At 43.4% G+C, this 22,814-nt stretch carries 22 protein-coding genes, 1 tRNA gene and 1 pseudogene; 3 read left to right on the top strand and 21 right to left on the bottom strand.

The features are described 5' to 3' along the window. The first annotated feature begins 168 nt into the window (after window positions 1-168). The 3 genes from fdxA (at window position 169) to FTU72_RS01370 (ending at window position 2,144) form a co-directional block, all read left to right on the top strand. Window positions 169-492, top strand: coding sequence for a ferredoxin FdxA (gene fdxA, locus FTU72_RS01380; protein WP_004786212.1), 324 nt, complete (start codon window positions 169-171; stop codon window positions 490-492). Between the two features lie 140 nt (window positions 493-632). Then, window positions 633-1,346 carry a D-Ala-D-Ala carboxypeptidase family metallohydrolase gene (locus tag FTU72_RS01375; RefSeq protein ID WP_004786214.1) on the top strand — a complete coding sequence of 238 codons (714 nt, stop codon included), beginning with the start codon at window positions 633-635 and terminating at the stop codon, window positions 1,344-1,346. A 132-nt stretch (window positions 1,347-1,478) separates the two neighbouring features. After that, window positions 1,479-2,144: an O-methyltransferase gene (locus tag FTU72_RS01370; protein ID WP_179992294.1), complete on the top strand. Its 666-nt coding sequence runs from the start codon at window positions 1,479-1,481 to the stop codon at window positions 2,142-2,144. A 170-nt stretch (window positions 2,145-2,314) separates the two neighbouring features. Here FTU72_RS01370 and FTU72_RS01365 read toward each other — a convergent pair whose 3' ends face one another. The 21 genes and pseudogenes from FTU72_RS01365 to FTU72_RS01265 all read right to left on the bottom strand — a co-directional run bounded on the left by FTU72_RS01365 (window position 2,315) and on the right by FTU72_RS01265 (window position 22,793). Continuing rightward, window positions 2,315-3,157, bottom strand: coding sequence for a universal stress protein (locus tag FTU72_RS01365; RefSeq protein WP_034703837.1), 843 nt, complete (start codon window positions 3,155-3,157; stop codon window positions 2,315-2,317). A gap of 187 nt (window positions 3,158-3,344) precedes the next feature. After that, on the bottom strand, window positions 3,345-3,962 hold the full coding sequence (locus FTU72_RS01360) for a DapH/DapD/GlmU-related protein (RefSeq protein ID WP_004786220.1): 618 nt from the start codon (window positions 3,960-3,962) through the stop codon (window positions 3,345-3,347). After that, window positions 3,955-4,554 carry a YigZ family protein gene (locus tag FTU72_RS01355; protein ID WP_159122803.1) on the bottom strand — a complete coding sequence of 200 codons (600 nt, stop codon included), beginning with the start codon at window positions 4,552-4,554 and terminating at the stop codon, window positions 3,955-3,957. The genes FTU72_RS01360 and FTU72_RS01355 overlap by 8 nt, the downstream gene beginning before the upstream one ends. 114 nt (window positions 4,555-4,668) lie before the next feature. Further along, a complete protein-coding gene (locus FTU72_RS01350) occupies window positions 4,669-5,856 on the bottom strand; it encodes an HlyD family efflux transporter periplasmic adaptor subunit (RefSeq protein WP_004786223.1) in 1,188 nt (395 codons plus the stop codon). After that, window positions 5,853-7,991 (bottom strand): type I secretion system permease/ATPase, encoded by a 2,139-nt coding sequence (locus FTU72_RS01345; protein WP_180011849.1) that lies wholly within the window; start codon window positions 7,989-7,991, stop codon window positions 5,853-5,855. Before FTU72_RS01345 ends, FTU72_RS01350 begins: the two co-directional genes overlap by 4 nt. Next, a pseudogene (locus tag FTU72_RS01340) lies at window positions 7,988-9,532 on the bottom strand (TolC family outer membrane protein). The gene FTU72_RS01345 and the pseudogene FTU72_RS01340 overlap by 4 nt, the downstream one beginning before the upstream one ends. Window positions 9,533-9,672: 140 nt before the next feature. Then, window positions 9,673-10,416, bottom strand: a complete 744-nt coding sequence (gene lptB, locus FTU72_RS01335) for an LPS export ABC transporter ATP-binding protein (protein WP_004786227.1) — start codon at window positions 10,414-10,416, stop codon at window positions 9,673-9,675. Next, window positions 10,416-10,982: a lipopolysaccharide transport periplasmic protein LptA gene (gene lptA, locus FTU72_RS01330; RefSeq protein ID WP_159122791.1), complete on the bottom strand. Its 567-nt coding sequence runs from the start codon at window positions 10,980-10,982 to the stop codon at window positions 10,416-10,418. The genes lptB and lptA overlap by 1 nt, the downstream gene beginning before the upstream one ends. Continuing rightward, window positions 10,966-11,514 (bottom strand): LPS export ABC transporter periplasmic protein LptC, encoded by a 549-nt coding sequence (gene lptC, locus FTU72_RS01325; RefSeq protein ID WP_034705852.1) that lies wholly within the window; start codon window positions 11,512-11,514, stop codon window positions 10,966-10,968. The genes lptA and lptC overlap by 17 nt, the downstream gene beginning before the upstream one ends. Window positions 11,515-11,547: 33 nt before the next feature. Next, complete coding sequence (locus FTU72_RS01320) at window positions 11,548-12,087, bottom strand: HAD family hydrolase (protein ID WP_034170294.1); 540 nt, start codon at window positions 12,085-12,087, stop codon at window positions 11,548-11,550. A gap of 3 nt (window positions 12,088-12,090) precedes the next feature. Then, window positions 12,091-13,068, bottom strand: a complete 978-nt coding sequence (locus FTU72_RS01315; RefSeq protein ID WP_004786235.1) for a KpsF/GutQ family sugar-phosphate isomerase — start codon at window positions 13,066-13,068, stop codon at window positions 12,091-12,093. A 273-nt stretch (window positions 13,069-13,341) separates the two neighbouring features. Beyond that, window positions 13,342-13,417, bottom strand: a tRNA-Gly gene (locus FTU72_RS01310). A 65-nt stretch (window positions 13,418-13,482) separates the two neighbouring features. Then, the gene (gene cysS / locus FTU72_RS01305; protein ID WP_179992291.1) at window positions 13,483-14,904 is read right to left on the bottom strand and encodes a cysteine--tRNA ligase; all 1,422 of its coding nucleotides are present in this window, start codon (window positions 14,902-14,904) and stop codon (window positions 13,483-13,485) included. Between the two features lie 177 nt (window positions 14,905-15,081). Beyond that, window positions 15,082-16,157, bottom strand: a protein-coding gene (locus FTU72_RS01300) for an IS3 family transposase (RefSeq protein ID WP_180025437.1) whose coding sequence is annotated in 2 segments (ribosomal slippage) — window positions 15,082-15,905 and window positions 15,905-16,157 — 1,077 coding nt in all. Because the reading frame shifts where the segments join, the coding sequence is not laid out codon by codon here. A gap of 40 nt (window positions 16,158-16,197) precedes the next feature. After that, window positions 16,198-16,470 carry an autotransporter outer membrane beta-barrel domain-containing protein gene (locus FTU72_RS01295; protein WP_180012229.1) on the bottom strand — a complete coding sequence of 91 codons (273 nt, stop codon included), beginning with the start codon at window positions 16,468-16,470 and terminating at the stop codon, window positions 16,198-16,200. After that, a complete protein-coding gene (locus FTU72_RS01290) occupies window positions 16,440-16,820 on the bottom strand; it encodes a hypothetical protein (RefSeq protein WP_125278366.1) in 381 nt (126 codons plus the stop codon). The genes FTU72_RS01295 and FTU72_RS01290 overlap by 31 nt, the downstream gene beginning before the upstream one ends. 243 nt (window positions 16,821-17,063) lie before the next feature. Next, entirely contained in the window at window positions 17,064-17,915 is an 852-nt protein-coding gene (locus FTU72_RS01285) for an IclR family transcriptional regulator (protein WP_004786244.1), read from the bottom strand. Window positions 17,916-18,045: 130 nt separating this feature from the next. Next, window positions 18,046-19,263 carry a CaiB/BaiF CoA-transferase family protein gene (locus tag FTU72_RS01280; RefSeq protein WP_179993439.1) on the bottom strand — a complete coding sequence of 406 codons (1,218 nt, stop codon included), beginning with the start codon at window positions 19,261-19,263 and terminating at the stop codon, window positions 18,046-18,048. 14 nt (window positions 19,264-19,277) lie between these two features. After that, window positions 19,278-20,480 carry a 3-oxoadipyl-CoA thiolase gene (locus FTU72_RS01275; protein ID WP_179993440.1) on the bottom strand — a complete coding sequence of 401 codons (1,203 nt, stop codon included), beginning with the start codon at window positions 20,478-20,480 and terminating at the stop codon, window positions 19,278-19,280. Between the two features lie 12 nt (window positions 20,481-20,492). Then, window positions 20,493-22,010 carry a 3-hydroxyacyl-CoA dehydrogenase gene (locus tag FTU72_RS01270; protein ID WP_179993441.1) on the bottom strand — a complete coding sequence of 506 codons (1,518 nt, stop codon included), beginning with the start codon at window positions 22,008-22,010 and terminating at the stop codon, window positions 20,493-20,495. 3 nt (window positions 22,011-22,013) lie between these two features. Next, on the bottom strand, window positions 22,014-22,793 hold the full coding sequence (locus tag FTU72_RS01265; RefSeq protein ID WP_004786253.1) for an enoyl-CoA hydratase: 780 nt from the start codon (window positions 22,791-22,793) through the stop codon (window positions 22,014-22,016). Window positions 22,794-22,814: the final 21 nt, after the last annotated feature.

The raw sequence follows: 22,814 nt of genomic DNA, 5'->3' as shown, positions 1-22,814 counted from the left end.
TGATGATGATTCTCATTCCCTAAACCTTTCATCCAATCATCGCAGTTTTTTCAAATTTAACAGCCCTATATATAACAAATATCAATAAAAGGAATTGTTTGTTCCCTCTATTTTTGCCTAAAATACGGTATTCGTCATTAGAACCATATTTTTTAGGTAGCTGTCGCCATGACCTTCGTTGTCACTGAAAATTGTATTAAATGTAAATATCAAGACTGTGTTGAAGTTTGCCCAGTAGACTGTTTCTATGAAGGTCCTAACTTCCTTGTGATTAACCCGGACGAGTGTATCGACTGCGCGTTATGTGAGCCTGAATGTCCTGCGAATGCAATTTTCTCTGAAGATGAATTACCGGAAGGCCAAGAAGTCTTTATCGAGCTAAATGCTGAACTGTCTCAAAAATGGCCGAACATCACACAAATTGGTGAGCAACCTGCTGACCGTGAAGAGTGGAATGGTAAAACTGATAAATTACAATATCTTGAAAAATAATTTTTCAAATCTTAAAAAAAGACCAGCATAGACTGGTCTTTTTTTATACCCCATCCACACATTTCATTGCAATTTATCCTGATTTTCTCCGTAAAAGTGGACTAAAATAGCGCTATTTTAAAATATCTGAATTGCTATCAATGAAGCATTTAATAAAGGGGTTATTGAGTGTTTGTATAATCCCGCTTGTCTTTGTAGGATGTGCTACCACCACAAAACAGTCTGGTAAAGTAACTCCAGATAAAAGGATTTACATCCCAGAAGAACGAGTCCAGTACAACCATAAACCACAGCCTAAACCGGTTCCTTATGTCTATACTCACTGGGTATCGGCACTAAATAACCTGTCTCTTGTACGTGAATATGAAAACTTTTTGGCCCAGCAAGGGGTCGGAAATATTATTCCAAGTTTTGAGCTGATGCGTACTGCACGGGATTGGGCTAAATGTGGTCGATCGCAATATATGATTCCAAGCCGTGAGCTCTGGTCAAATCAGGTGCCTACTTTACGTGTCTTCAAATATCTGGTTGCTGCCAATGTACTGACTGATTTTGAAGTCACTTCGGTTTATCGTGACCTGCCTTTAAATCAGTGTGCCGGTGGAGCCAATTCTTCACGTCACCTGTTTAACTCGGCAATTGATTTTCGGATCGGACCTGAGTACCCACAGGCTCAGGATTATGCAGCAATTGAAAATACCAAGTTCAAACTGTGCCAGTTTTGGTTACAGCATGGACAAAGCCTGAATATGGGGCTCGGTTTATATGCCTCTGGCCAAATCCATATTGATACTCAAGGTTATCGCACTTGGGGCCCGGATTTAAGTCGTCGCTCATCAATGTGTAATTACTAAGTCATTTCATTTTCTATACAAAGCCAGCTTTTGGCTTTGTATAGCCTAAAAAATCAGCGAATATAGAACAATAAATTGCGCTGTGCCCGGAAAAGTTTAAAATGCACGCATCACAACAAAGGTGCGAGTACTATGCAACAAATGTGGACAGATATTGACCGCTACATTGATTCACATTTAATTCCTGAAGATCCTATCCTGAATCAGACTCTTGAAAATACTGCTGCACATGGTTTTCCAGATCATCTGGCTGTTGCGCCGAATCAGGGCATGCTGCTGCAAATGCTGATCCAGATGAATAAGTGCAAGCGCGTACTGGAACTAGGAACCTTTGCTGCATATAGCACCATGTGGCTGGCTCGTGCCCTCCCTGAAGACGGTTATATCCTGACAATCGAAGGCCGTGATACACATGCTGCGATGGGACAGGAAAATATTGATCGTGCACAGTTAAAACAGAAAGTTGAGCTGAAATGTGGCCGTGCTGCAGATGTGCTTCGTGCCCTGCCTGAAGATACTGAAGCTTTCGACTTTATTTTTATTGATGCCGATAAGCAAAGCTATCCTGAATATCTGGAGCTGAGCTTAAACTTTTCTCACTCCGGTACCATTATCTTCCTGGACAATGTGATTCGTGCCGGTGATATCATCAATCCGGATAATAAAAAACCAAGTATTGAAGGCATTCGTGACATGTTTAAAGCGCTGGAAAATCATCCACGTATCTTATCATGTACTGCTTTACAGACCGTTGGCAGTAAAGGACATGATGGTTTTGCACTCGCAATTGTCAAATAATACAACTAGAACAAAAATCAGCCAATAAAGTATTCTCGATAAATAACATCATCTTACAGAATGTAACCACAGAGTTATCCACAATATATGAGGATAACTCTGGTTATTTTTAATTCAAGCTGTAACAATTTATCAAAAAATACATTTCTGTAGGTTTTATCACCCTCTTTCTACTTCGCTACCAATAATGGCACTTTAGAATTTCGGAAAATCGTTGTCGCAATACTGCCCAAGAAGAACTGGTGGATCTTGCTGTGACTGAATGCCCCCAAGACAATTAACTGAATCCCATGTTCCTGCTGATAAGACAGGATATTTTCAGCCACTTCTCCGTAGCGGTATTCTGGAACGACCTCTAGTCCTGCTTCTGTCAAATATTGCAGAGGCTCATTCAGGATTTCCACATGATCCCCGATATAAAGCAGATGACATTGTAATTGTCTTAATAAATCACTTTCTGCAATACGTTTCATCATCTTCACACAGGTTGGTGAATATTCATAAGCAAAGATAAAACGTGTCGGTGGTCTGAAGTGTTCCCCTACAGTCATCACTGTACAGTTAGCACCACGGATAAAGTTTTCTACATTGGTGCCGATTGGCTTATTTTTCTCGGCAGAACGCTCACCGAGTAGTCCAATGACTGCAATATCATCAGGTTTTAGAATCTGAAAACTTTGTTCCAGAAAATCACCCTTTTCCTGAATATGGGTGGTGCGGATGCCATAATCTTTAAAGATACGGTCCGAAATATGCTGGAGCAGATTATTGCTATAACTAAGCGCAATTTCACTTTGCTTTTGCTCCAGCTCAGCCAGCTCTTTAAGCAACATGGCATTGCTTTCAAAGCCAATCACACCGCTAATTTCCCCAAGATGATAACTGGCCGGGTAATAATCCAGAACCTGTAATAAAACCAGTTCACGGCCGGTCTGTTTGGCAATCCATGCAGCCGCATCTGCAAGTGCGTTCGTGCATGGTGAGGAGTCTATGCAGGCAATGACACGTTTCATGTTCAGCCTCTCTTTTATAATAAAAATTTCTTAGTTATTTTTAACTTAGCACAAGCATTAGTAAATGTGCACTGAAATCTGTAAGGCTTGAATTGAAATATGTTAACTTTTATGTGATGTGATAAGACCTTTACCGAATATTAAGCACCTGATATAAATCCTTTTTCCAAGAACTTCTTTCACTATTTTAATCCCGATATCGAATCAATTTTGCCGGATTTCCGGCGACAATTGCACGCGCTTCAATATCTTTCGTGACCATGCTATTCATCCCTATAATCGCCTGATCGGCAATTTTCACCCCATCTTTTATGCCGACGTGGGCACCTAGCCAAACATCCCGACCAATCTCAATCCCTTTGGACCTGACTGGCTGCTGATAAATCGGCTGCTCCAGTTCCATCCCATGATCAAAGGCATAAAGATGACAATAGGCTGCGATGCGTACCTGATCATGCAGTTTAATCCCAACCCGACCACCATCCAGAATACAGTGATGATTGATTGCAACTTCGCTCCCTATCTCCAAAGGACCATGTAGCGTACAATCTGCCGCAATAAAGGTATTATCTCCGATACTAATTTTACGACCCGGCTCAGCAAAGATATGCGCCAACGGCGAAATAAAACAGTTTTCGCCAATTTCGACTGTTTCCATCTCCATCAGATAGGTCTGATATTCTTTCTGCCAAGCTTCAGCCCAACCACGATTCTTGGGTTTTAAGGACCAATATAGCCAAGGCATATAATTCAGGCGGTGTTTATGCTGCTCACGATATTTCAGTAATGGATCTGGTTCAGTCATCTGTGGCTTCTTCTATGATTTTTAATTGTTCACGTCCGCGAGTAACATCCTGAATCTTCAGAGCAAAAGGTTCAATCTGATGTTTCTGAAATTGTGCCTGAACCTGTACGCCTTCAGCCGAATATTCTTCCTGATAGTCAATCTGCTGCTGATTCAACTCATACTGAAAAATCGCCCACTCATTAAACTGGCAAGCAAATTCGACCTTTTTCTTTTCAATCAGCTCAATTTTTTCAGCTAATAACAAACATTGTCCAGCACAGCCGCCATAGGCACGGACCAGTCCGCCGGTGCCTAATTTAATACCGCCATACCAGCGATTCACCAGTACCAGTACATTGGTTAGCTCATTGCCTTCAATAGTCGCGAGGATCGGCCGGCCGGCGGTACCCGATGGCTCACCATCATCATTAAAGCGTACATGATGACCGATTTTCCAGGCCCAGCATTGATGAGTGGTGGTCGGATCACGATAGACCTCCAGAAAATCCTTCACATCCTGCTCATTTTCTACAGGTGTGGCAAAGGCCTGAAATCGGCTTTTTTTGATGTCTTCCTCAAAACTGACAAGGCTGGCAATGGTAAATGGCATAACTTCAGGCATTCAAATTTCACCTGTGCAGTATACCTGTTTTGATGGGGCAAAGAAAAAGCCTCTCTAAACGAGAGGCTTGATTCAATTTAATTTTATTAATTACTTTTAAATTTAACGTTCACGCAATGCTTCTTTAGCCTTGTTGAATGGCTTGATCAGATAGTCCATTACCGTTTTTGCGCCGGTACGAATGTCAACAGAGGCCACCATACCTGGTGTGATATTAAACTCCTGCCCGGCGGCATTTCTCAATTTGTCACTATCGGTACGGATATACACACGATAGTAGAACTGATCCTGTTTGACTTCATCCCGCAAGGTATCTGGCGAAATCACAGTCACTTTGCCTTTTAGACCGCCATAAATCGAGTAATCATAGGCAGTAATCTTAACCAGTGCTTCCTGATCAGGACGGATAAAAGCAATATCACGTGGTGAAATCCGAGCTTCAACCAGTAATTTTTCATCCAGAGGCACGATGGTCATCAGCTTGCCATTTTGTGGTACCACGCCACCCAAAGTCATGACATCAATTTCTTTGACCACGCCACGAACTGGGGATTTAAAAATGGTCCGGTTCAAGGTATCTGACTTGCCGCGTACCACCTGTTGCTGAGTTTCCACATCAGTATTGGCTTTGGAAAGTTCTTCCCGTGCTTTAACATAGTACTGGTTACGAATATCATTCATCTGGTTACGCAGGTCATTGGCTTCTCGCTTCAACCGTAAAACTTCAACTTCACTGGCTGCCCCTTTAGCCACCAATGGCGCGGTCATTTCCAGTTCCTGTTGTACCAGTACCAATGCCTGTTGCAAGCCGGCAAGAGATTCTTCCAGATTGGCACGACGTGACTGATACAGTGCGGTTTCTTCTTTAACCAGTTTCGGATATTTCAGCACTTCTTCAGGGAAAGACAATGGCGTACCACTCACTTCTGCACGTAAACGGGCGGAAGTCGCACGTGAAGCGATTAGTAAGGATTCTGATTCACCGACATTTGATTCAAAGCGGGTTGGATCAAGCTGAGCCAAGACTTGGCCACGTTCTACAATCTCGCCTTCTTTAACATTTAACTTGGTTAGAATGCCGCCCTCCAGAGACTGAATCACCTGTTCTTTGGAAGATGGAATGACTTTACCCGTACCGGTCGAGACCTCTTCCAGTTTAAATAGCCAGGCCCATGTCAATAGAATTAACAAGCCAATGCCCACAATCCAGATAATCAGACTAGATTTAGGTAATGGCGGTTCCTGAAAGCTCACTTTGTTTGAACGCGTTAATGTTTGTGGTTCACTCATGCGCTTGCTCCCACGACCCGTTTAGTTCCTACCTGTGACTGATTTAATATTTGGTCTCGTGGACCATCCATGACAATTTTGCCATCATTGACCACGAGAATACGGTCAACTAACTCCAGTACGGCGCGACGATGCGTTGCCACTACCAGTGTACGATGGGACAGATACCCTTTCAGATGATCAATTAACTGCTTTTCTGAAACGTCATCAATCGCTGCGGTTGGTTCATCTAGCAACAAAATTTTAGGCTGGCGGATCAGGAGCCGTGCCAGTAACAAGGCTTGACGCTGTCCACCCGAGAAGCCCACTCCACCTTCCAGAATGATATGATCCAGACCTTCTTTTTTCTCCTGAACAAAGTTAAGTGCACCAGTGATTTGCAAGGCTTCCAGAATCTGTTGATCTGTAGCGAGCGGTGCACCCAAAGTCAGGTTTTCACGGATACTGCCGTAAAAGAGTTGTGAATTCTGATTGAGCAGGCCCATATCACGGCGTACATCTGAAGGATCGATCAGAGTCAGATCAATACCATCCAGTTTGACCTTACCCTGTGCTGGGGTTTGCATGCCCGACAACAGTTGTAACAGCGTCGATTTACCTGCACCGTTACGGCCCAGAATTGCAATTTTTTCACCTGGCTTAATTTCCAGTTTTGGAATGACCAGACTCGGTTTGGGATCATCATCGCCGTATTTGAATACCACGCCACTCAGCTCATAATGACCATCCAATACAGGACGGTGAATCAGATGTGAATAATCCGGCTGATCCACCGGTTTTTTCATTAACTCATCCAGACCGCCTTTAGCAACTTTGGCTTGCTGTAAACGGCCCAAGACACCGGTAATTTGTGAAATAGGTGCCAGCATCCGTGATGATAAAATCGAACAGGCAACTAAAGCACCCGTGGTCATCTCACCATCCATCACCGCAAATGCACCGACCAAGACCACAATGGCAAAGGTGAGTCCCTGAATTTTTTGGGTCCATGCTGTCATTAAGCCAACAATTTTACGTTGTTGCATGCTGACATCAGCAGAGACTTCATTCATGTGATTCCATTGGTTCTGGAAGCGGGTTTCAGCTCTTAACAGCTTGATATCTTCAATCCCTTGTACGGCTTCCACTAATAAAGCATTACGGATCGCAGATTCACGCATTCCTAACTGTGCCAACTTAGCCAGTTTTTTCTGCGCCAGAATCCCTGGAAGAATCATGAGTGGTACTACCAGTAGCATGACCCAGAACAGGTTGCCGCCAATAATCCAGAAGATCCCCAGGAACAGGAAGAAGAATGGCAGATCTGCAATAGCCGTCACGGTAGTTGAAGTGACCAGTTCACGCACACCTTCGAGTTCACGAATCTGCGAAATAAACGTTCCGGTCGATTTGGAACGCTCACTGTTTTTAATTCTTAAGGAATGCCCAAATACCCGGTCAGATATTTTCAGGTCAGCCCGTTTACCAATAATGTCTGAAAGATAAATACGGGATACCCGCAATACAAACTCGAAAATCGCCGCAATCAGTACACCACCGGCCAACACCCATAAAGTAGGAATCGATTGTGAAGGAATGACACGGTCATAAACGTTCATCGAGAAGACAATCGTTGCCAAAGCCAGAATATTGGCGATTAAAGAGGCAAACATCACATCGATATAGCGTTTCCAGTCTTTCAATACAATTGACCAGAACCAGTTTTTCTCAAAGGGCTTGATATATTCGTCGACACGCGCATCCGGTACAGAAGACTCTGGTCGCAGGATATAAACATGCTTCGCACCAGCCTCTAACTGCTCGATGGTAAAACTTTGCGATAAACCGGCATCTCCACTCAGTTGTACACTGACATTGCCTTGTGTGTCGATACGTTCAATAACACCGACATCTCCGCTATCAAATTCAACCAATAAGGGCAAACGCCAGGGATTCAGCAGACTGCTATCAAATTTATTTTTACGGACATTCAATCCCATCTGACGGCTGACAATCTTGAGCATTTCATCAATGTCATGATGCTGGTTCCAGTCCAGTTGCAGACGAATGCGCTCCTCAGATGGTTCGATCCGATAATGCTTGGCAATATTTAAAACTGCCTGAAGCCACGGTTGATAATTTATTGTAGTACTCATGGCTGAACTTCAAACCCCTGAATAGAAATACGGTTAAGCGCGTAAATATCCCGTGTACGACCTGTCACCTGAATGTATTGCACAATCGCCGAATAGATGTCATAGCGCGCTGATTCAATTTCCTGTGCTGCGCTGTGAATCGCCTGTTCTGCATTCAATAAATCCACTACAGTCCGAGTGCCCAATTTATATTGTTCTTGATATAGCTCTTTGGTTCGTACCGTGGTTTCACGGCGCTGAGCCAGGACATCCATTTGTCTTTGTTTATTTTCGATCTGTTCCCGGATTAAACGAACCTGATCCAGCACATCCAGATAGACAGTATTGACCTGTGCGCGTGCAGCTTCTTCGGCATAACTGGCAGCACGTGCCTGAGACCGAACAGCGCCCCCCTGATAAAAATTACTGCTAGCTTCAATCATAATTGAATTATAAAAGCCATCATCTTCATTATTATTTGGATTTCGACCATTGACTGCCTGACTTAAGCTACTTTTCAGATTAATGGTCGGATAACGGCTTAAACGTGCCTGATCTTTTTGCAATCGAGCTACATCTACCCCCCCTGAATGTGCCAAGATCATGCTTGGAATCTGGGTAAATTCAGGATCCTGATAAAGATCAGCCTGGGTCACGATACGATCTGGAATTTCCCATTGGATTGCAGAGGCATCAAATCCCAATAAAGTTCGTAGACGTTGCTGATATTGTCTTAACTGGGTCTGTTGCACGATCAGGTTAGATTGCGCAGCTTCCAGATTGGACTGCGCCTGAACCGGATCAGCCTGTGTGCTAATTCCGGCGCGGGCACGTAAATTGGCAATTTCTGCAATTCGTGCAATGCCCTGAATCTGTTGTTCGGCAATCTTGGTAATTTCCTGATAGCGCTTAATATTGACGATGGCATCCGCTACTTCCAGTGCAACCTGATCCAGACTCACCAGTACCCTTGCCTGATCTTCTGCCAGTCTCGCTTCTTCAACACTCACATTGGTTCTAATCTTGCCAAAGTCATATAGCATCTGGGTTGCATTCAGAGAAACCACCTGACGTCCACGTTCACCTGAGGTCAAATCTCCGGTACCCACACCGCCAGATAACTGCGGATAATAGGCTGCTTTGGCCACATCAATATTGGCTGCCTGTGCAGATAAAGACGAAATACTCTGGGCAATTTCCGGACGACGCTGAACTGCTGTATGAACCGCCTCAATCAGACTCATTTTTGCAGGAATACCAGCATTTATAGGTCGAATTGAAGATTGTCCCTGCTACGGCCGACTAATCTGCGGCAGTTCAGCCACCTTTGAGGTATCCAGTGAGTACTGACTAACTGAGCTAATATCAATCGTCTGCGCTGATCGCGTTGGCTCTGGTGCAATCAGTTTTCCTAATCCACTTTTAATATTATTAAAATAATTCTGTGAATTTTCTGCATGTACGAATGGCACAGATAAAGGCAAAAGAAGAATGATCCATATTCCCTTATTTTTATCTATTATCCCCTGAACATTTTTTAAGTGCTGCACCCTAAATTGCATAATAATGAATGTTTCGTGTTTTAGCCTAACAATATATCAAATCATACAAAAAGATAGCTTTTTCGTCTTAATTTAAGTAAAAAAAACCCGCATTTGACGACTAAAGTCTTAATGCGGGTTTTTCTGATAATGAAAATTTTCTATACAGTAAAGTCATCACCCAGATAAACTTTACGTACCGTTTCATTGGCCAGAATTTCTTGTGCCGTGCCTTCAGCAATGACTGAACCTTCGCTGACAATATAGGCATGTTCACAGATGGCCAAAGTTTCACGAACGTTATGATCGGTAATCAATACCCCAATTCCACGATCTTTCAGCGTCGTAATAATATCTTTAATATCACCCACTGAAATCGGGTCAACCCCGGCAAAAGGTTCATCCAATAACATGAATTTAGGGTCAGCTGCCAACGCACGGGCAATTTCAGCACGACGACGTTCACCACCCGAAACACTCATACCCAATGAATCTTTAATATGGGTAATTTTAAAGTCTGCTAGTAATTCGGCTAAACGTTGTTGACGCTGAGCTTTGCTTAAATCCTTACGGGTTTCCAGAATCGCCATAATATTTTCAGAAATGGTTAGTTTTCTAAAAATAGAAGCTTCCTGAGGTAAATAGCCAATCCCTTTTCGCGCACGTTCATGCATTGCCAAGTCAGACAAATCGAGATCATCCAGATGGATTTCACCCTTGTCCATACGCACCAGACCCACCACCATATAGAAACTGGTAGTTTTACCTGCACCATTAGGCCCTAAAAGCCCAACAATCTGCCCACTTTCCATACTGAAGGAAACGTCCTTGACTACCCAGCGTTTACTATAATTTTTCGCCAGATGCTTAATGGTTAAAGTTTGAACCTGATGCGTCTGTGCCATTAATCACGTGCTCCCGGAAAGGATTTCGAAGATGAAGGCGGAATCACGATTTGTACACGACCTGCTGCTGAACCGGTTTTATTTGGTGTACCTGTTGCTTCAATATCGCCTTTATTCATGCTGTATTTCAGTGTATTACCACGGATACTAGCGCCATCTTGCTGCAAGTAGGCATTTCCAGATAGGGTAATAATCCCGGTTTCCGCATTATAGACAATTTTCTGTGCCTGACCTTTGGCCAAACCTTTGGCAGGATCAACTTTCTGCTGAAATTGAGCCGGGCTACCTGTTGCCGTAATCAGGCTGATCTGTTTTTTATTATTCAGATTCGCCACAATCGAATTGGCCTGCAATTTCATGGTGCCCTGTTCAATAATGACATTACCTGAATAAGTCGTGACTCCAGTACGCTCATTAAAAGTCGCACGGTCAGCTAATAAGGTAATCGGCTGATTACGATCAGATGGCAATGCAAACGCAGTGGCTGAACCCAATGCAACCAGACTTAACAACGCAGCGCGCTTAAGGAAAGTTTTCATCATTTTAGCTCTAGGAATTTGGTTCATACTTTCCTCGAATATTAAAGAATTCGTATTGACCATCATTAAGATTGGCTTTTAGGCCCTGACTGATAAATTCAGCCTGTGGAGATTCAACAATGACAGTTTTATCGGTTTCAATTTCACGTGTTTTCGGAAAAGCGGTCAGCTCCTCGGTACGGAACTGCATTTTTCCATTTTGCATGATCTTGGTCGCCAGCACTTCTTGAGAAAGTACAACTTTTGTATTGTCATCATAACCGTTGCCCTGTTTGGCAAAGAATGTCGCATCAATCTGACCGTCTTTATAGGTCGTTGCCTGCAGATTTTTGAGACTTGAAGTCTCTAGCTGCAGGTTTTGTTCAAGCTGGTCGACCTGGGCACGAACAGACAACATGCCCTTTTCATCAGTTTGGGTTAAGTTAATATTATTCGCAGAATAGGTCATGCTACGTGCAGAATCAGTCTGCAACTTGTTGCCTTTACCGCTGTAATAGTAATAACCACCACTTATTGCGGCAATGATAATAGCCGTAAGATATAAAACTCTAGTGTCCATAAGCGGTGTACTTAATCCAGGATGTATGACTTATTAATAAGGCGCACGAGTATATTTTTCAAGTAACTCTTGGTACTTACCTTTGGACATCAGTAACATGTCACAAATCTCGCGTACCGCACCACGACCACCATAGGCTTGCGTTACCAGATCAGCACGACGACGCACTTCAACATGGCCGTTTGGAACAGTCACTTTCATGCCTGCAATCGCGAAGGCAGACAGATCAGGCCAGTCATCACCCATGTATAAACAGTCTTCAGGATCGATATTGAGCTGAGTACACGCTTCACGCAAAGCAGTCCCTTTATCTTCGCGGCCCTGATAAACCAGATCTACACCTAAATCCGACATACGTTTCTGTACGATATTGCTTTGACGCCCAGTGATAATGATCACTTTGATTCCGGCTTGCTGTACCAGTTTCATACCCAGACCATCACGGATATCAAAAGACTTGATCTCATCGCCCGTGTTGGTCAATGTGACAAAACCGTCGCTTAAAATACCATCTACATCAAGTACCAGTGCCTCAATATGACGTGCCTGCTCTAATAATACATAAGATGCCATTTATTAATTTACCCCAGCCTGAATCAGGTCATGCATACTAATTACACCAATGACTTTATTGGCATCATCAACCACTACAAATTGATTAATTTTACGTTCGTTCATTTTTTCCAGTGCAACGACAGCACGTGCTTCCTGAGAAATTGTCAGCGGATTTTTGGTCATTACTTCCTGAATCGGTAAATTGACATCAAAACCTTGCTGTTTGTCGATCAGGCGGCGTAAGTCACCATCAGTGAAAATACCCAGCAGAAGGTCATTTTGATCCACAATTGTGGTTAAACCTAGGCGTTTATTTGAAATCTCGTATAAAACTTGATTCATTGGTGTATCTGGTGACACTTTTGGCAATTCCGAACCAGTGTGCATTAAGTGTTTTACATGCAGCAATAAGCGTTTACCCAAGGCACCCGCTGGATGTGACAAGGCAAAATCGTCAGCAGTAAAACCTCGTGCATCTAAAAGAGCGACAGCCAGTGCATCACCCAGCGCTAAAGTTGCTGTTGTACTCGAAGTCGGTGCCAGGCCAAGTGGACAGGCTTCCTGAAGATGACCTAGAGTTAAAGCCACATCAGCATTTTGTGGCATTGGGCCTTTGGCATCCCCACTAATGGTAATTAAGGGAATTTCCAGACGCTTGATCAGAGGCATCAGCATCATGATTTCATCGCTTTTGCCTGAGTTTGAAATGGCAATCAGTACATCACCCGGTACCAGCATACCGAGATCCCCATGCCCTGCCTCGCCCGGGTGCATGAAGAATGAAGGCGTACCCGTAGACGCAAAAGTTGCCGCCATCTTACGGCCAATATGCCCGGATTTCCCCATCCCGGTAATCACCAGACGACCTTTGCACTGCAGGATAATTTCACATGCCTGACTAAAACGCTCATCGATCTGCGTGGCTAAAATCTGTAATGCTTGTTCTTCGATACGCAAGGTTTCAAGTGCAACTTTCTGGAAGTCTATTTGATTTGGCATATTTGGTGGGTTCAAAGTAGGTTTACCTTAACTCTATACAGAGTTGACTCATTCTAGCAAAAAATAATTTTCGCAATTTTATCATATCTATGCAAATAGCAGGTTTCAAAATGTAGAGCTTTTCATAAAACTTAAACAGAATGTTTTAAAATTTCCCTGACTGAAAGCTCTTCCATATTCAGAATTTCATTATGTTAATCAGCCCTCATTGTCCTTTTTATTTTGCGTAGGCAATAAAAAACCCCAATCTTTCGATCAGGGTTTTTTGAATTTTGGAGCGGGAAACGAGACTCGAACTCGCGACCCCAACCTTGGCAAGGTTGTGCTCTACCAACTGAGCTATTCCCGCAATATGGGAGTGAATTATAGAGAGTTTCTGCTAACTGTCAACTCTCTATTGATTCAACTGTCGAATTAATCAGCACGACGCCATACAGTTCCTTGACGGGTATCTTCCAGCACCACTCCTTGGTCTAATAAAGACTGGCGGATTTCATCGGCACGAGCAAAGTTTTTCTCTTTTTTGGCATCTTTACGTTGCTGGATCAGATCTTCAATCTGCTCTTCAGACAAGCCTAAAGCTTCCTGACCAATATCAGACTTCAAGAATTCATCGACATTGTGCTGTACCAGACCCAGAATATTGGTGAGATGGCGCAGAGTAGAATAATAAACTGTAGCCTGTTCCTGATTCTGGTCTTTTACTGCACGGTTCAGCTCTTTATTCAGTTCAAACAACACAGCAATGGCTTCTGGCGTATTGAAGTCATCACGCATGGCTGTATTGAAACGCTCAACAAAGCTTTGATCTAAAGTTTCAACAACCTGCTCACCATATACCGCTTGATAAGCTTTAAAAGAATGATAGAAACGCATCAGCGTATTTTTCGCTTCTTTTAAAGCTACATCTGAATAGTTCACCGGGCTGCGGTAGTGTGAAGATACGATAAAGTAACGCACCACTTCTGGATGGAATTTTTCAATCACATCACGGATAGTGAAGAAGTTACCCAAAGACTTCGACATCTTTTCACCATCGACATTGATGAAGCCAGCATGCATCCAGTAGTTCACATACTGCTCACCTGTCGCTGCTTCAGATTGTGCAATCTCGTTTTCATGATGCGGGAAGCTTAAATCAGCACCGCCACCATGAATATCAAAATGATTGCCCAGGCAGCAGGTTGACATCGCAGAACATTCAATATGCCATCCTGGACGACCATTGCCCCATGGTGAAGCCCAAGAAGGTTCATTTTCTTTGGCATGTTTCCAAAGTACAAAGTCAAATGGGTGTTTTTTCTCAACTTCGACGTCTACACGTTCAGAAGCGCCTGCCTGCATATCTTCCAGTTTACGGCCTGAAAGGCGGCCGTATTTGGCAAATTTTTCAACTTCGAAATAAACATCGCCATTATTTGCCGGATATGCAGTCCCTTTTTCCACTAGCGTACCAATCATGTTTTGCATTTGATTGATGTAATCGGTGGCTTTTGGTGCTTCATCCGGTGCAAGACAGCCTAACTTGGCAAAGTCTTCATTCATGGCATCAATAAAACGGCTGGTCAGTGATGAAATGCTTTCTCCATTTTCATTGGCACGTTTAATAATCTTGTCGTCAATGTCAGTGATATTACGGACATATTTTACTTTCCAGCCCTGACTGCGCAGAAAACGGATAATATAGTCAAATGCAACCACGGTACGTGCATGTCCGATATGACAGTAGTCATAGACCGTCATCCCACAGACATACAGATCAATCTGACCTTCTTTACGAGGCACAAATTCTACTTTTTTACGTTGCTCTGAGTTATATAGAACAAATGGTTGCATAGGTCTTCTAGAATGCTTTTACAAATGATGGCTCATCTTAACCTAAGCATTATTTTTCATAAAGTTTTAAGAAAAGTTTTCAAGGTTTTTTTCTGCGGTTATTTTTTATTACATAGACAGATCATGCATGGAACGTAAGGTAATCCTCCCATAAATAACCGAAGTTAAAAGTAGAGGTTAAGCAGCCATTAGAGGTGGCTTTCCTTTGTTAGCTTGATGTGGTCTTTCATGGTTGTAATGCCACAACCAGCTTGTTGCATAATCTTGTACTTCATCCAAAGTATCAAATAAATGCTTGCTCAGCCAACTATAACGTATGGTCCGATTATAGCGTTCAATATACGCATTCTGCTGTGGCTTACCTGGTTGAATATATTCAATACGAATACCGTGCTCAGTAGCCCAGCGCACAAATTCGTGACTGATAAATTCGGGACCATTATCGCATCGGATCACTAACGGTTTTTCTCTCCACTCCAGCAATTGATTCAACGTACGAATAACCCTGATTGTGGGCAATGAGAACCCTGCTTCAATGGCTAGGCCTTCGCGGCGGTAATCATCAATCACATTCAATAATCGAAACTTGCGACCATCGGAAAGCTGATCATGCATAAAATCTAATGACCAAACCTGATTTTCTCGGATTGGTTCTTTCAATGGTTCAGGCGCATGCCGTTTTAGTCTTCTTCTCGGTTTAATACGCAGATTCAGTGCCAACTCACAGTAAATGCGGTAAACCCGCTTGTGATTCCAGCAGCAACTCTCAACATGCCGTAAATACGAGAAGCACAAACCAAAGCCCCAATCGGAATTTTCCTCAGTGAGTTCAATGAGCTGTTCAGCAATGAGTGCATTGTCATCGCTGAGTTTGGCTTGATAGCGGTAGCAGGTTTCACTAATGCCAAATGCTTTACAAGCCAAACGAATACTAATGGCATGCTGGGCAACTGCCTGTTGTGCCATCTTACGCCGGCAAGATGGCTTTACCACTTTTTTGCCATCGCTTCCTGGATGATTTCGGCCTTTAATCGCTCTTCCGCATACATCTTTTTAAATCTGGTATTTTCGGCTTCTAGCTCTTTCAGTCGAGCCATTAATGATGTATCCATACCACCATATTTGGCACGCCATTTATAAAAGGTAGCATTACTCATGCCGTGTTCACGGCAAAGGGTCGCTACAGGTGTGCCAGATTCTGCCTGTTTCAAGATGGACATGATCTGACTGTCAGTAAATTTAGATGTTTTCATGCAGAATCTCCTGCTCGTATCTTAAGAGAAAATTCTACTTTTAGATCCTATTATTTTTAGGGGGGATTACCGGTGAAACAGTCAGACGGTCAGCGAAGAAGTCATAACCCAGTTCAGCATAAGCACCGTATTTAAACAGATCAGCTTTATTGGATTCTTTCACCGAATCAAGCCCATCAGTCACAGTACGGTTAAACTCAACATCACCGAAACCAAGCTGCACATTACCTGAAACATATACACCCTTGTCAGATTGCCATTTTGCATAAGCGCCCAGACCAGTTACATCAGTTTCAGTTGAAGCATCAGCCAAAATGTTGGTGACGGATCTTGAATTGCGATCCCCGCATTGGTCAGGTCTTCAGCCGTGATCGTACCATTCTGATAATCCTGAATGTATTTAAATATCTTTTGGACAGAATGTTGCAGATATGCATTCTTTTGAACATCAAGATCAGCAATCTCGATCCTTACCTGTTTAGTAGGCGCAGCGTTATCCACAACATTAAATTTAGCTTTGTCATAGGTATAAGCAAGCGTAGTCGGTGTAGTACCGCCATTAGTCGGGGGTGTATTCACTGTTGTAGAGGATTTTGCACCACCACATGCAGTCACCATTATAACAACTACCGCCAAAGAAAGAGCTGTTGTAATTGTCTTCATCTTAGTTTTCATACCCCTTATCATCTTTAGTTATCAAGCTATTTTTAATTTAAATTAAGGTCTTATGAGTGATAAAAACACTCATGAATTACCATAGAGGAATTAATTAAGTATTTGTAAAATAATGATAAATTATTATCAGGTAAAAGAATTATTATTTTCAATGAATTTTATAGATATTTTATAGCAGGTATTTAATTGAAATACCTACTATTTTCTAAAATTAATCAATTGAGAAATGTATTATCCCAACTCATTTCTAATATTATTCACCATATGTAATAAACGTGGTGCAATATCATTTTTGATTTTCTCTTCATTGAGGAGGAAACTTGGACCGCCGCAGTTAAACACCAGTAGACCATGCTGTTCATGGACAAAAGGAACTGCAACCGAATTGACATCCTTATGCCATTCACCGATTGAAAAGCAGAAACCATATTCCTGATAGTCTTTAAATGACTTCTCCAGATCTTTTTGGATCTGTGGCCATTCTTTAGCATGTTTACGGCGAATCGCATCAAGTAGAAAATCACGCTCATCTTCTGGCATTGCAGCCAGACAGGCACGCCCCATTGAACTTAAATGAATCGGCAAATGGGTTCCTACCTGACGACGCATGGTGACATTGCCTTTGCCCTGCACCACATCCAGATAAATCATATTCAGACGGTCACGGGTTGCCATCGCAACAGCTGCCTCAGCATAGTCCGCCAGATTTTTCATTAATGGATGTGCAACTGAACGTAAGGATAAATTCGACAGCATCGAATAACCAAAAGACAGTACGCCGACTGAGAGCTGAAACTTGCTCGAATTCGGAACCTGCTTTAAATATCCTAAACGGGATAAGGTATGGGTTAAACGGGTAATCGTCGGTTTAGGTAGACCTGTCATCTGTGACAGTTCCTGATTGCCCAGATGCTGATGTTTTGGACTAAAGCAGCGCAGTAACTCCAGACCACGTGCTAAAGCTGTAATAAATTGACGGTCATTTTCATCCTGCATATCTTCGATCGGATGCAATAACTCATGGCGCAAAGGCGCAATTAATTTTTCTTCCGACTGATCGGTTTCAGGTACATCATCAGACATGTCTTCACCGTCCTTCAAATTCATAATAAGTGTTTCGCATTGCGAAATTATAAATAATTATCTTGTATATAGCAAAGAAGCAACTTTGATTAAGTTGCTTCTTTATTGGACTTATGGGTTTTCTTTTTGATTAACCAACAATACCTTGAGCTTTTAGGGCCTCTAGTTTTTCCTCATCCACGACACGTGAAAGAATTTCATTCGTATGCTCACCTAACATTGGTGGTGCTTTACGATATTCCACTGGTGTACGCGATAATTTAATTGGTGAACCAATCACCGTTAATTTTTCTTTTAACGGATGGGGGATCTCAACCAGCATATTACGCGCTTGCACTTGTGGTTCCTGGAAAGCTTGTTCAAGGTTATTAATCAGGCCTACCGGAACTTTCACTGCATGAATTGCTTCTACCCAATGCTTCGCAGTATTGCTTAAGAAATGTTTGGCTAGCAGCTCTGTGATTTCTGCACGATGCTGAATACGCAGTGCATTGGTCACAAAACGTGGATCTTGCGGTAAATCTGGCAAACCAATTGCAGCGCTCAAGGCTATAAACTGTTTGTCATTACCACAGGCGATGATGAAATCCTGATCCGCAGCACGGAATACTTGGTAAGGGACAATATTGGCATGTGCATTACCATAACGACCCGGGATTTTTCCCGAAGCCAGGTAATTCATACCCTGGTTTGCGAGTAACGCCACTTGTACATCCAGCAATGCCATATCAATATGCTGACCGAGACCAGTCACATGGCGGTTTAACAAAGCCGCCTGAATGGCAATGGTCGAGTACAAACCCGTGGTCAAATCCGCAAAAGCCACACCGACTTTTTGTGGTCCGCCCCCCGGTAAGTCATCTTTCTCACCAGTGACAGACATTAAACCGCCCATCCCCTGGATAATGAAGTCATAACCTGGTTCAGGTGCACGAGGGCCAGTTTGACCAAAGCCAGTAATTGAGCAATACACCAGTTTCGGATTAATCGCGCTCAGGCTTTCATAATCCAGACCGTATTTTTTCAAAGAACCCGCTTTGTAATTTTCAATGACCACGTCAGAATCTACAGCCAGTGCTTTGACCAGTTCCTGACCTTCAGGCGTTGAAATATCAATCGCAACTGACATTTTATTACGGTTGGCTGACTGGTAGTACGCCGCTTCACGTGTATTTTCACCATGGTCATTTTTCATCCAAGGTGGTCCCCACATACGGGTATCATCACCCGTTTTAGGACGTTCAACTTTAATCACTTCAGCGCCTAAATCCGCGAGGATTTGACCACACCAAGGACCTGCAAGTACGCGACTTAAATCCAGTACGCGAATACCCTCTAATGCACCCATGTGTTTTTCCTTTGTTATACGCGTTCGATGACCAGTGCCAGGCCTTGACCTACACCGATACACAGACTAATCACAGCATATTTTTTGCCGCTACGCTGCAATTCACGAGCAGTGCTGAGCACTAAACGAGCACCTGATGCACCTAATGGATGACCAACTGCAATTGCACCACCATTTGGATTGACACGTGCATCGTCAAATGCCACATCTAAACCTTTTAGACATGCTAAAACTTGAGATGCAAATGCTTCATTGATTTCAATGATATCCATGTCATCCAAAGTCAGGTTGGCACGTTTTAATGCTAGTTTGATCGCATCAACCGGACCGGCGCCCATAATACGTGGTTCAATACCCGCAGCCGCTGAAGCGATGATTTTCGCCATTGGCTGGATGCCCAGTTTTTCCTGAGCGGCTTCAGAACCAATGATTAGCGCTGCTGCACCATCATTGACACCAGAAGCATTACCCGCAGTCACTACACCGCCTTCAAACAGTGGACGTAGTTTCTGTAGCGCTTCCAAGTTAGAAGATGGACGTGGATGTTCGTCTTGATCGACCAGTTTTGGGGGCAATTTACGGCCTTGTGGCACTTCAACACCCACGATCTCGTCAGCAAAGAAACCTGCCTGTTTAGCTGCTTCATATTTGGCTTGTGATGCTGCAGCAAACTGGTCTGCATCTTCACGGGTTACACCGTATTCTACTGCTACATTATCGCCAGTTTGCGGCATGGTGTCATTGCCGAACTGTTTTTCAATGGCAGGGTTCGGAAAACGTGCGCCGATGGTTGAATCGAATACTTTAAAATCACGGCTAAATGGTGTTTCAGATTTGGCAAAGACAAACGGTGCACGAGACATCGACTCGACACCACCTGCAAGGAAGATATCCCCTTCATTACAAGTAATTGCACGAGCAGCATCAATCACCGCAGCCAAGCCAGAAGCACATAGACGGTTCACAGTTTGTGCTGGCGTTTTCACATCCAGACCCGCTAATAACGTTGCATGACGTGCAATGTTACGACTGTCTTCACCCGCCTGATTGGTATTACCCAGAATTACATCATCAAAAATATCAGCAGCTAAATTATGCTTCTCTACCAGTGCCTTAATCACATGTGCAGCAAGATCATCTGGACGAACCTTTGCCAGGCTACCTGCATGACGACCAAATGGCGTACGTAATCCATCATAAATATATGCATTTAACATGAGTTTGATTCCTTAAACTGCTGCAGTGTGAAGAAGAGAAAGTTTTAAACGGGCACGGCGTTGTACCCATGGACTTGGACGGTAACGCTGGTCACCGGTATTTGTCAGGATACGTTCCAGGATCAACAGGATACGTTCTGCGCCCAAAACATCACCCCATGAAATTGGTCCATGTGGGTAGCCCAGACCAAGTTTTACTGCTTTATCGATATCGGCTGCAGTTGCGATTTGTTGTTGGGCAATATCACAAGCCAGATTCACGACCATTGCCAATACGCGCTGTGCGACAAAGCCAATACTTTCAGCAATTACCGATACGCCATGACCATTTTTAGCAAACAATGCATGTGCCTGGTCGATATAGGCTTTTTGAGTTGCAATCGAAGGCATGATGGTACGGTGCTTGGCAAAATCAGTCAGCATATCGATGCTGATTGCACGAGTCGCATCGACATCAAAACGAAGCGCTGCAGTCGTGGTGTCTTCACCATAAGTGGCCAATAGAATCAGACTGTCAGCTGCCGGAGTTTCTGCACTGTCGATAACCAGACCTTGCTCACGGATATAGTCACGCAAGATACTGGCATCCTGTTCAAGATCTGCTTTGATCCAGACCGGGCTGAATTCAGTTACTTCAGGCGCAATCTGAGCCGGAGCTTCATTGGTCTTTTGACCATCCTGATACTTATAGAAACCTTCACCGACTTTACGACCGACTTTTTTACCAGCCAGCATTTGACGGGTTAAAGCGCTTGGACGATAACGATCTTCCTGATAATACTGGTTGAAAATCGATTCCATCACTGGATGAGAAACATCCAGTGCAGTCAGGTCAAACAATTCCAGTGGTCCCATACGGAAACCGGCACCTTCACGCAGAATACGGTCGATTTCAGAAACAGAAGCTACACCTTCACCCAGGATTTTTAGTGCTTCAGTACCATAAGCACGGCCGGCATGGTTAACAATAAACCCAGGCGTGTCTTTGGTACGCACACCGAAGTGCCCCATACGTTGTGCCAGTTCGAGTAGATCTGCAACGACCTGTTCATCTGTTGCTAGGCCAGCAATCACTTCGACAATTTTCATCAAGGGCACTGGATTAAAGAAATGGAATCCAGCCATGCGACCTTGATGCTCAAGGTTGGATGCAATAGCAGTCACTGAAAGTGATGAGGTATTGGTTGCCAGAATGGTTTCTGGAGATACGATACTTTCCAGCTGTTTAAATAAACCTTGCTTGATGTCCAGATTTTCGATGATGGCTTCAACCACCAGATCAACACCAGCCACTTCTTCAATGCTATTCAGGATTTTGAAACGTGCCAGAGTTGCATTCAGAACTTCTTCAGTAAATTTACCTTTGGCTTGCAGCTTTTCAAGCGTAGCTTTAAGTTTAGCCAAACCTGCTTCTGCCGCACCTGCTTTGGCATCGAATAAGCGCACTTCCAGACCTGCCTGGGCTGCGATTTGCGCGATACCCATGCCCATTACACCAGTACCAATGAGCGCCATAGATTGAATGGTCATGTCTTATTCTCCAGTGTATTGTGCAGGACGTTTTTCAAAGAACGCATTCACGCCTTCTTTCTGATCTTTGGTATCAAATAAAATCTGGAAAGCTTTACGTTCCAATGCCAAAGCACCTTGTAAAGATTGATCTTGGCCAAGATTGGTCACTTCTTTAATTTGCTGCACTGCAATTGGAGAGAAAGATGCAATGGTTTGAGCAATTTCAATGGCATGCGTAATAGTGTTTTCATCTTCCACGACTTCAGAAACCAAGCCCATACGCTCAGCTTCAGCAGCTTTCACCAGTTTACCGGTGAGTACCCAAAGCATGGTTTGATATTTACCAATCGCACGCAGTAAACGTTGTGTTCCACCTGCACCCGGCATCAAGCCCAGTTTTACTTCAGGCTGACCAAATTTGGCATTTTCACCGGCAATGATGATGTCGGCATGCATGGCCAGTTCACAGCCACCACCGAGTGCATAACCATTCACAGCCGCAATAATCGGTTTCGGACAGTCAGTAATACTTTGCCAGTACTGTTCAGTATGGCGTAAATACATTTGTGCTGTGGTTGCAGTAGTGAAATCTTTAATGTCTGCTCCCGCAGCAAAAACCTTTTCACCGCCGGTCAAAACAATGGCTTTTACAGCATCTAATTTTGAAAGGTATTGAAATGCTTCAGAGAGTTGCTGACGTAATTCCAGGTTCAAGGCATTACGTGCTTCCGGGCGATGGATTTGAACAATCGCGACGCCATCTTCCTGTACAGTCAATTTTAAAATTTCAGTGCTTTCCATAATCTTCTCATTTCGCACAGC

Source organism: Acinetobacter sp. YH12137 (genome assembly GCF_013418535.1).
In the GTDB taxonomy this organism is placed as follows: domain Bacteria; phylum Pseudomonadota; class Gammaproteobacteria; order Pseudomonadales; family Moraxellaceae; genus Acinetobacter.
Note: the sequence above shows the minus strand (reverse complement) of the source record. Positions and strands in the feature narration are given on the sequence as shown.

Coding starts and splice junctions, on each gene's coding strand:
- FTU72_RS01275 (WP_179993440.1), bottom strand. CDS start 20,480: ATGTTAAATGCATATATTTATGATGGATTACGTACGCCATTTGGTCGT.
- cysS (WP_179992291.1), bottom strand. CDS start 14,904: ATGCAACCATTTGTTCTATATAACTCAGAGCAACGTAAAAAAGTAGAA.
- FTU72_RS01345 (WP_180011849.1), bottom strand. CDS start 7,991: ATGAGTACTACAATAAATTATCAACCGTGGCTTCAGGCAGTTTTAAAT.
- fdxA (WP_004786212.1), top strand. CDS start 169: ATGACCTTCGTTGTCACTGAAAATTGTATTAAATGTAAATATCAAGAC.
- FTU72_RS01270 (WP_179993441.1), bottom strand. CDS start 22,010: ATGACCATTCAATCTATGGCGCTCATTGGTACTGGTGTAATGGGCATG.
- FTU72_RS01280 (WP_179993439.1), bottom strand. CDS start 19,263: ATGGGTGCATTAGAGGGTATTCGCGTACTGGATTTAAGTCGCGTACTT.
- FTU72_RS01360 (WP_004786220.1), bottom strand. CDS start 3,962: ATGACTGAACCAGATCCATTACTGAAATATCGTGAGCAGCATAAACAC.
- FTU72_RS01265 (WP_004786253.1), bottom strand. CDS start 22,793: ATGGAAAGCACTGAAATTTTAAAATTGACTGTACAGGAAGATGGCGTC.
- FTU72_RS01290 (WP_125278366.1), bottom strand. CDS start 16,820: ATGAAGACAATTACAACAGCTCTTTCTTTGGCGGTAGTTGTTATAATG.
- FTU72_RS01365 (WP_034703837.1), bottom strand. CDS start 3,157: ATGAAACGTGTCATTGCCTGCATAGACTCCTCACCATGCACGAACGCA.
- FTU72_RS01375 (WP_004786214.1), top strand. CDS start 633: ATGAAGCATTTAATAAAGGGGTTATTGAGTGTTTGTATAATCCCGCTT.
- FTU72_RS01315 (WP_004786235.1), bottom strand. CDS start 13,068: ATGCCAAATCAAATAGACTTCCAGAAAGTTGCACTTGAAACCTTGCGT.
- FTU72_RS01370 (WP_179992294.1), top strand. CDS start 1,479: ATGCAACAAATGTGGACAGATATTGACCGCTACATTGATTCACATTTA.
- FTU72_RS01285 (WP_004786244.1), bottom strand. CDS start 17,915: ATGTCTGATGATGTACCTGAAACCGATCAGTCGGAAGAAAAATTAATT.
- lptC (WP_034705852.1), bottom strand. CDS start 11,514: ATGGACACTAGAGTTTTATATCTTACGGCTATTATCATTGCCGCAATA.
- lptA (WP_159122791.1), bottom strand. CDS start 10,982: ATGAACCAAATTCCTAGAGCTAAAATGATGAAAACTTTCCTTAAGCGC.
- FTU72_RS01350 (WP_004786223.1), bottom strand. CDS start 5,856: ATGAGTGAACCACAAACATTAACGCGTTCAAACAAAGTGAGCTTTCAG.
- FTU72_RS01355 (WP_159122803.1), bottom strand. CDS start 4,554: ATGCCATTTACCATTGCCAGCCTTGTCAGTTTTGAGGAAGACATCAAA.
- FTU72_RS01320 (WP_034170294.1), bottom strand. CDS start 12,087: ATGGCATCTTATGTATTATTAGAGCAGGCACGTCATATTGAGGCACTG.
- lptB (WP_004786227.1), bottom strand. CDS start 10,416: ATGGCACAGACGCATCAGGTTCAAACTTTAACCATTAAGCATCTGGCG.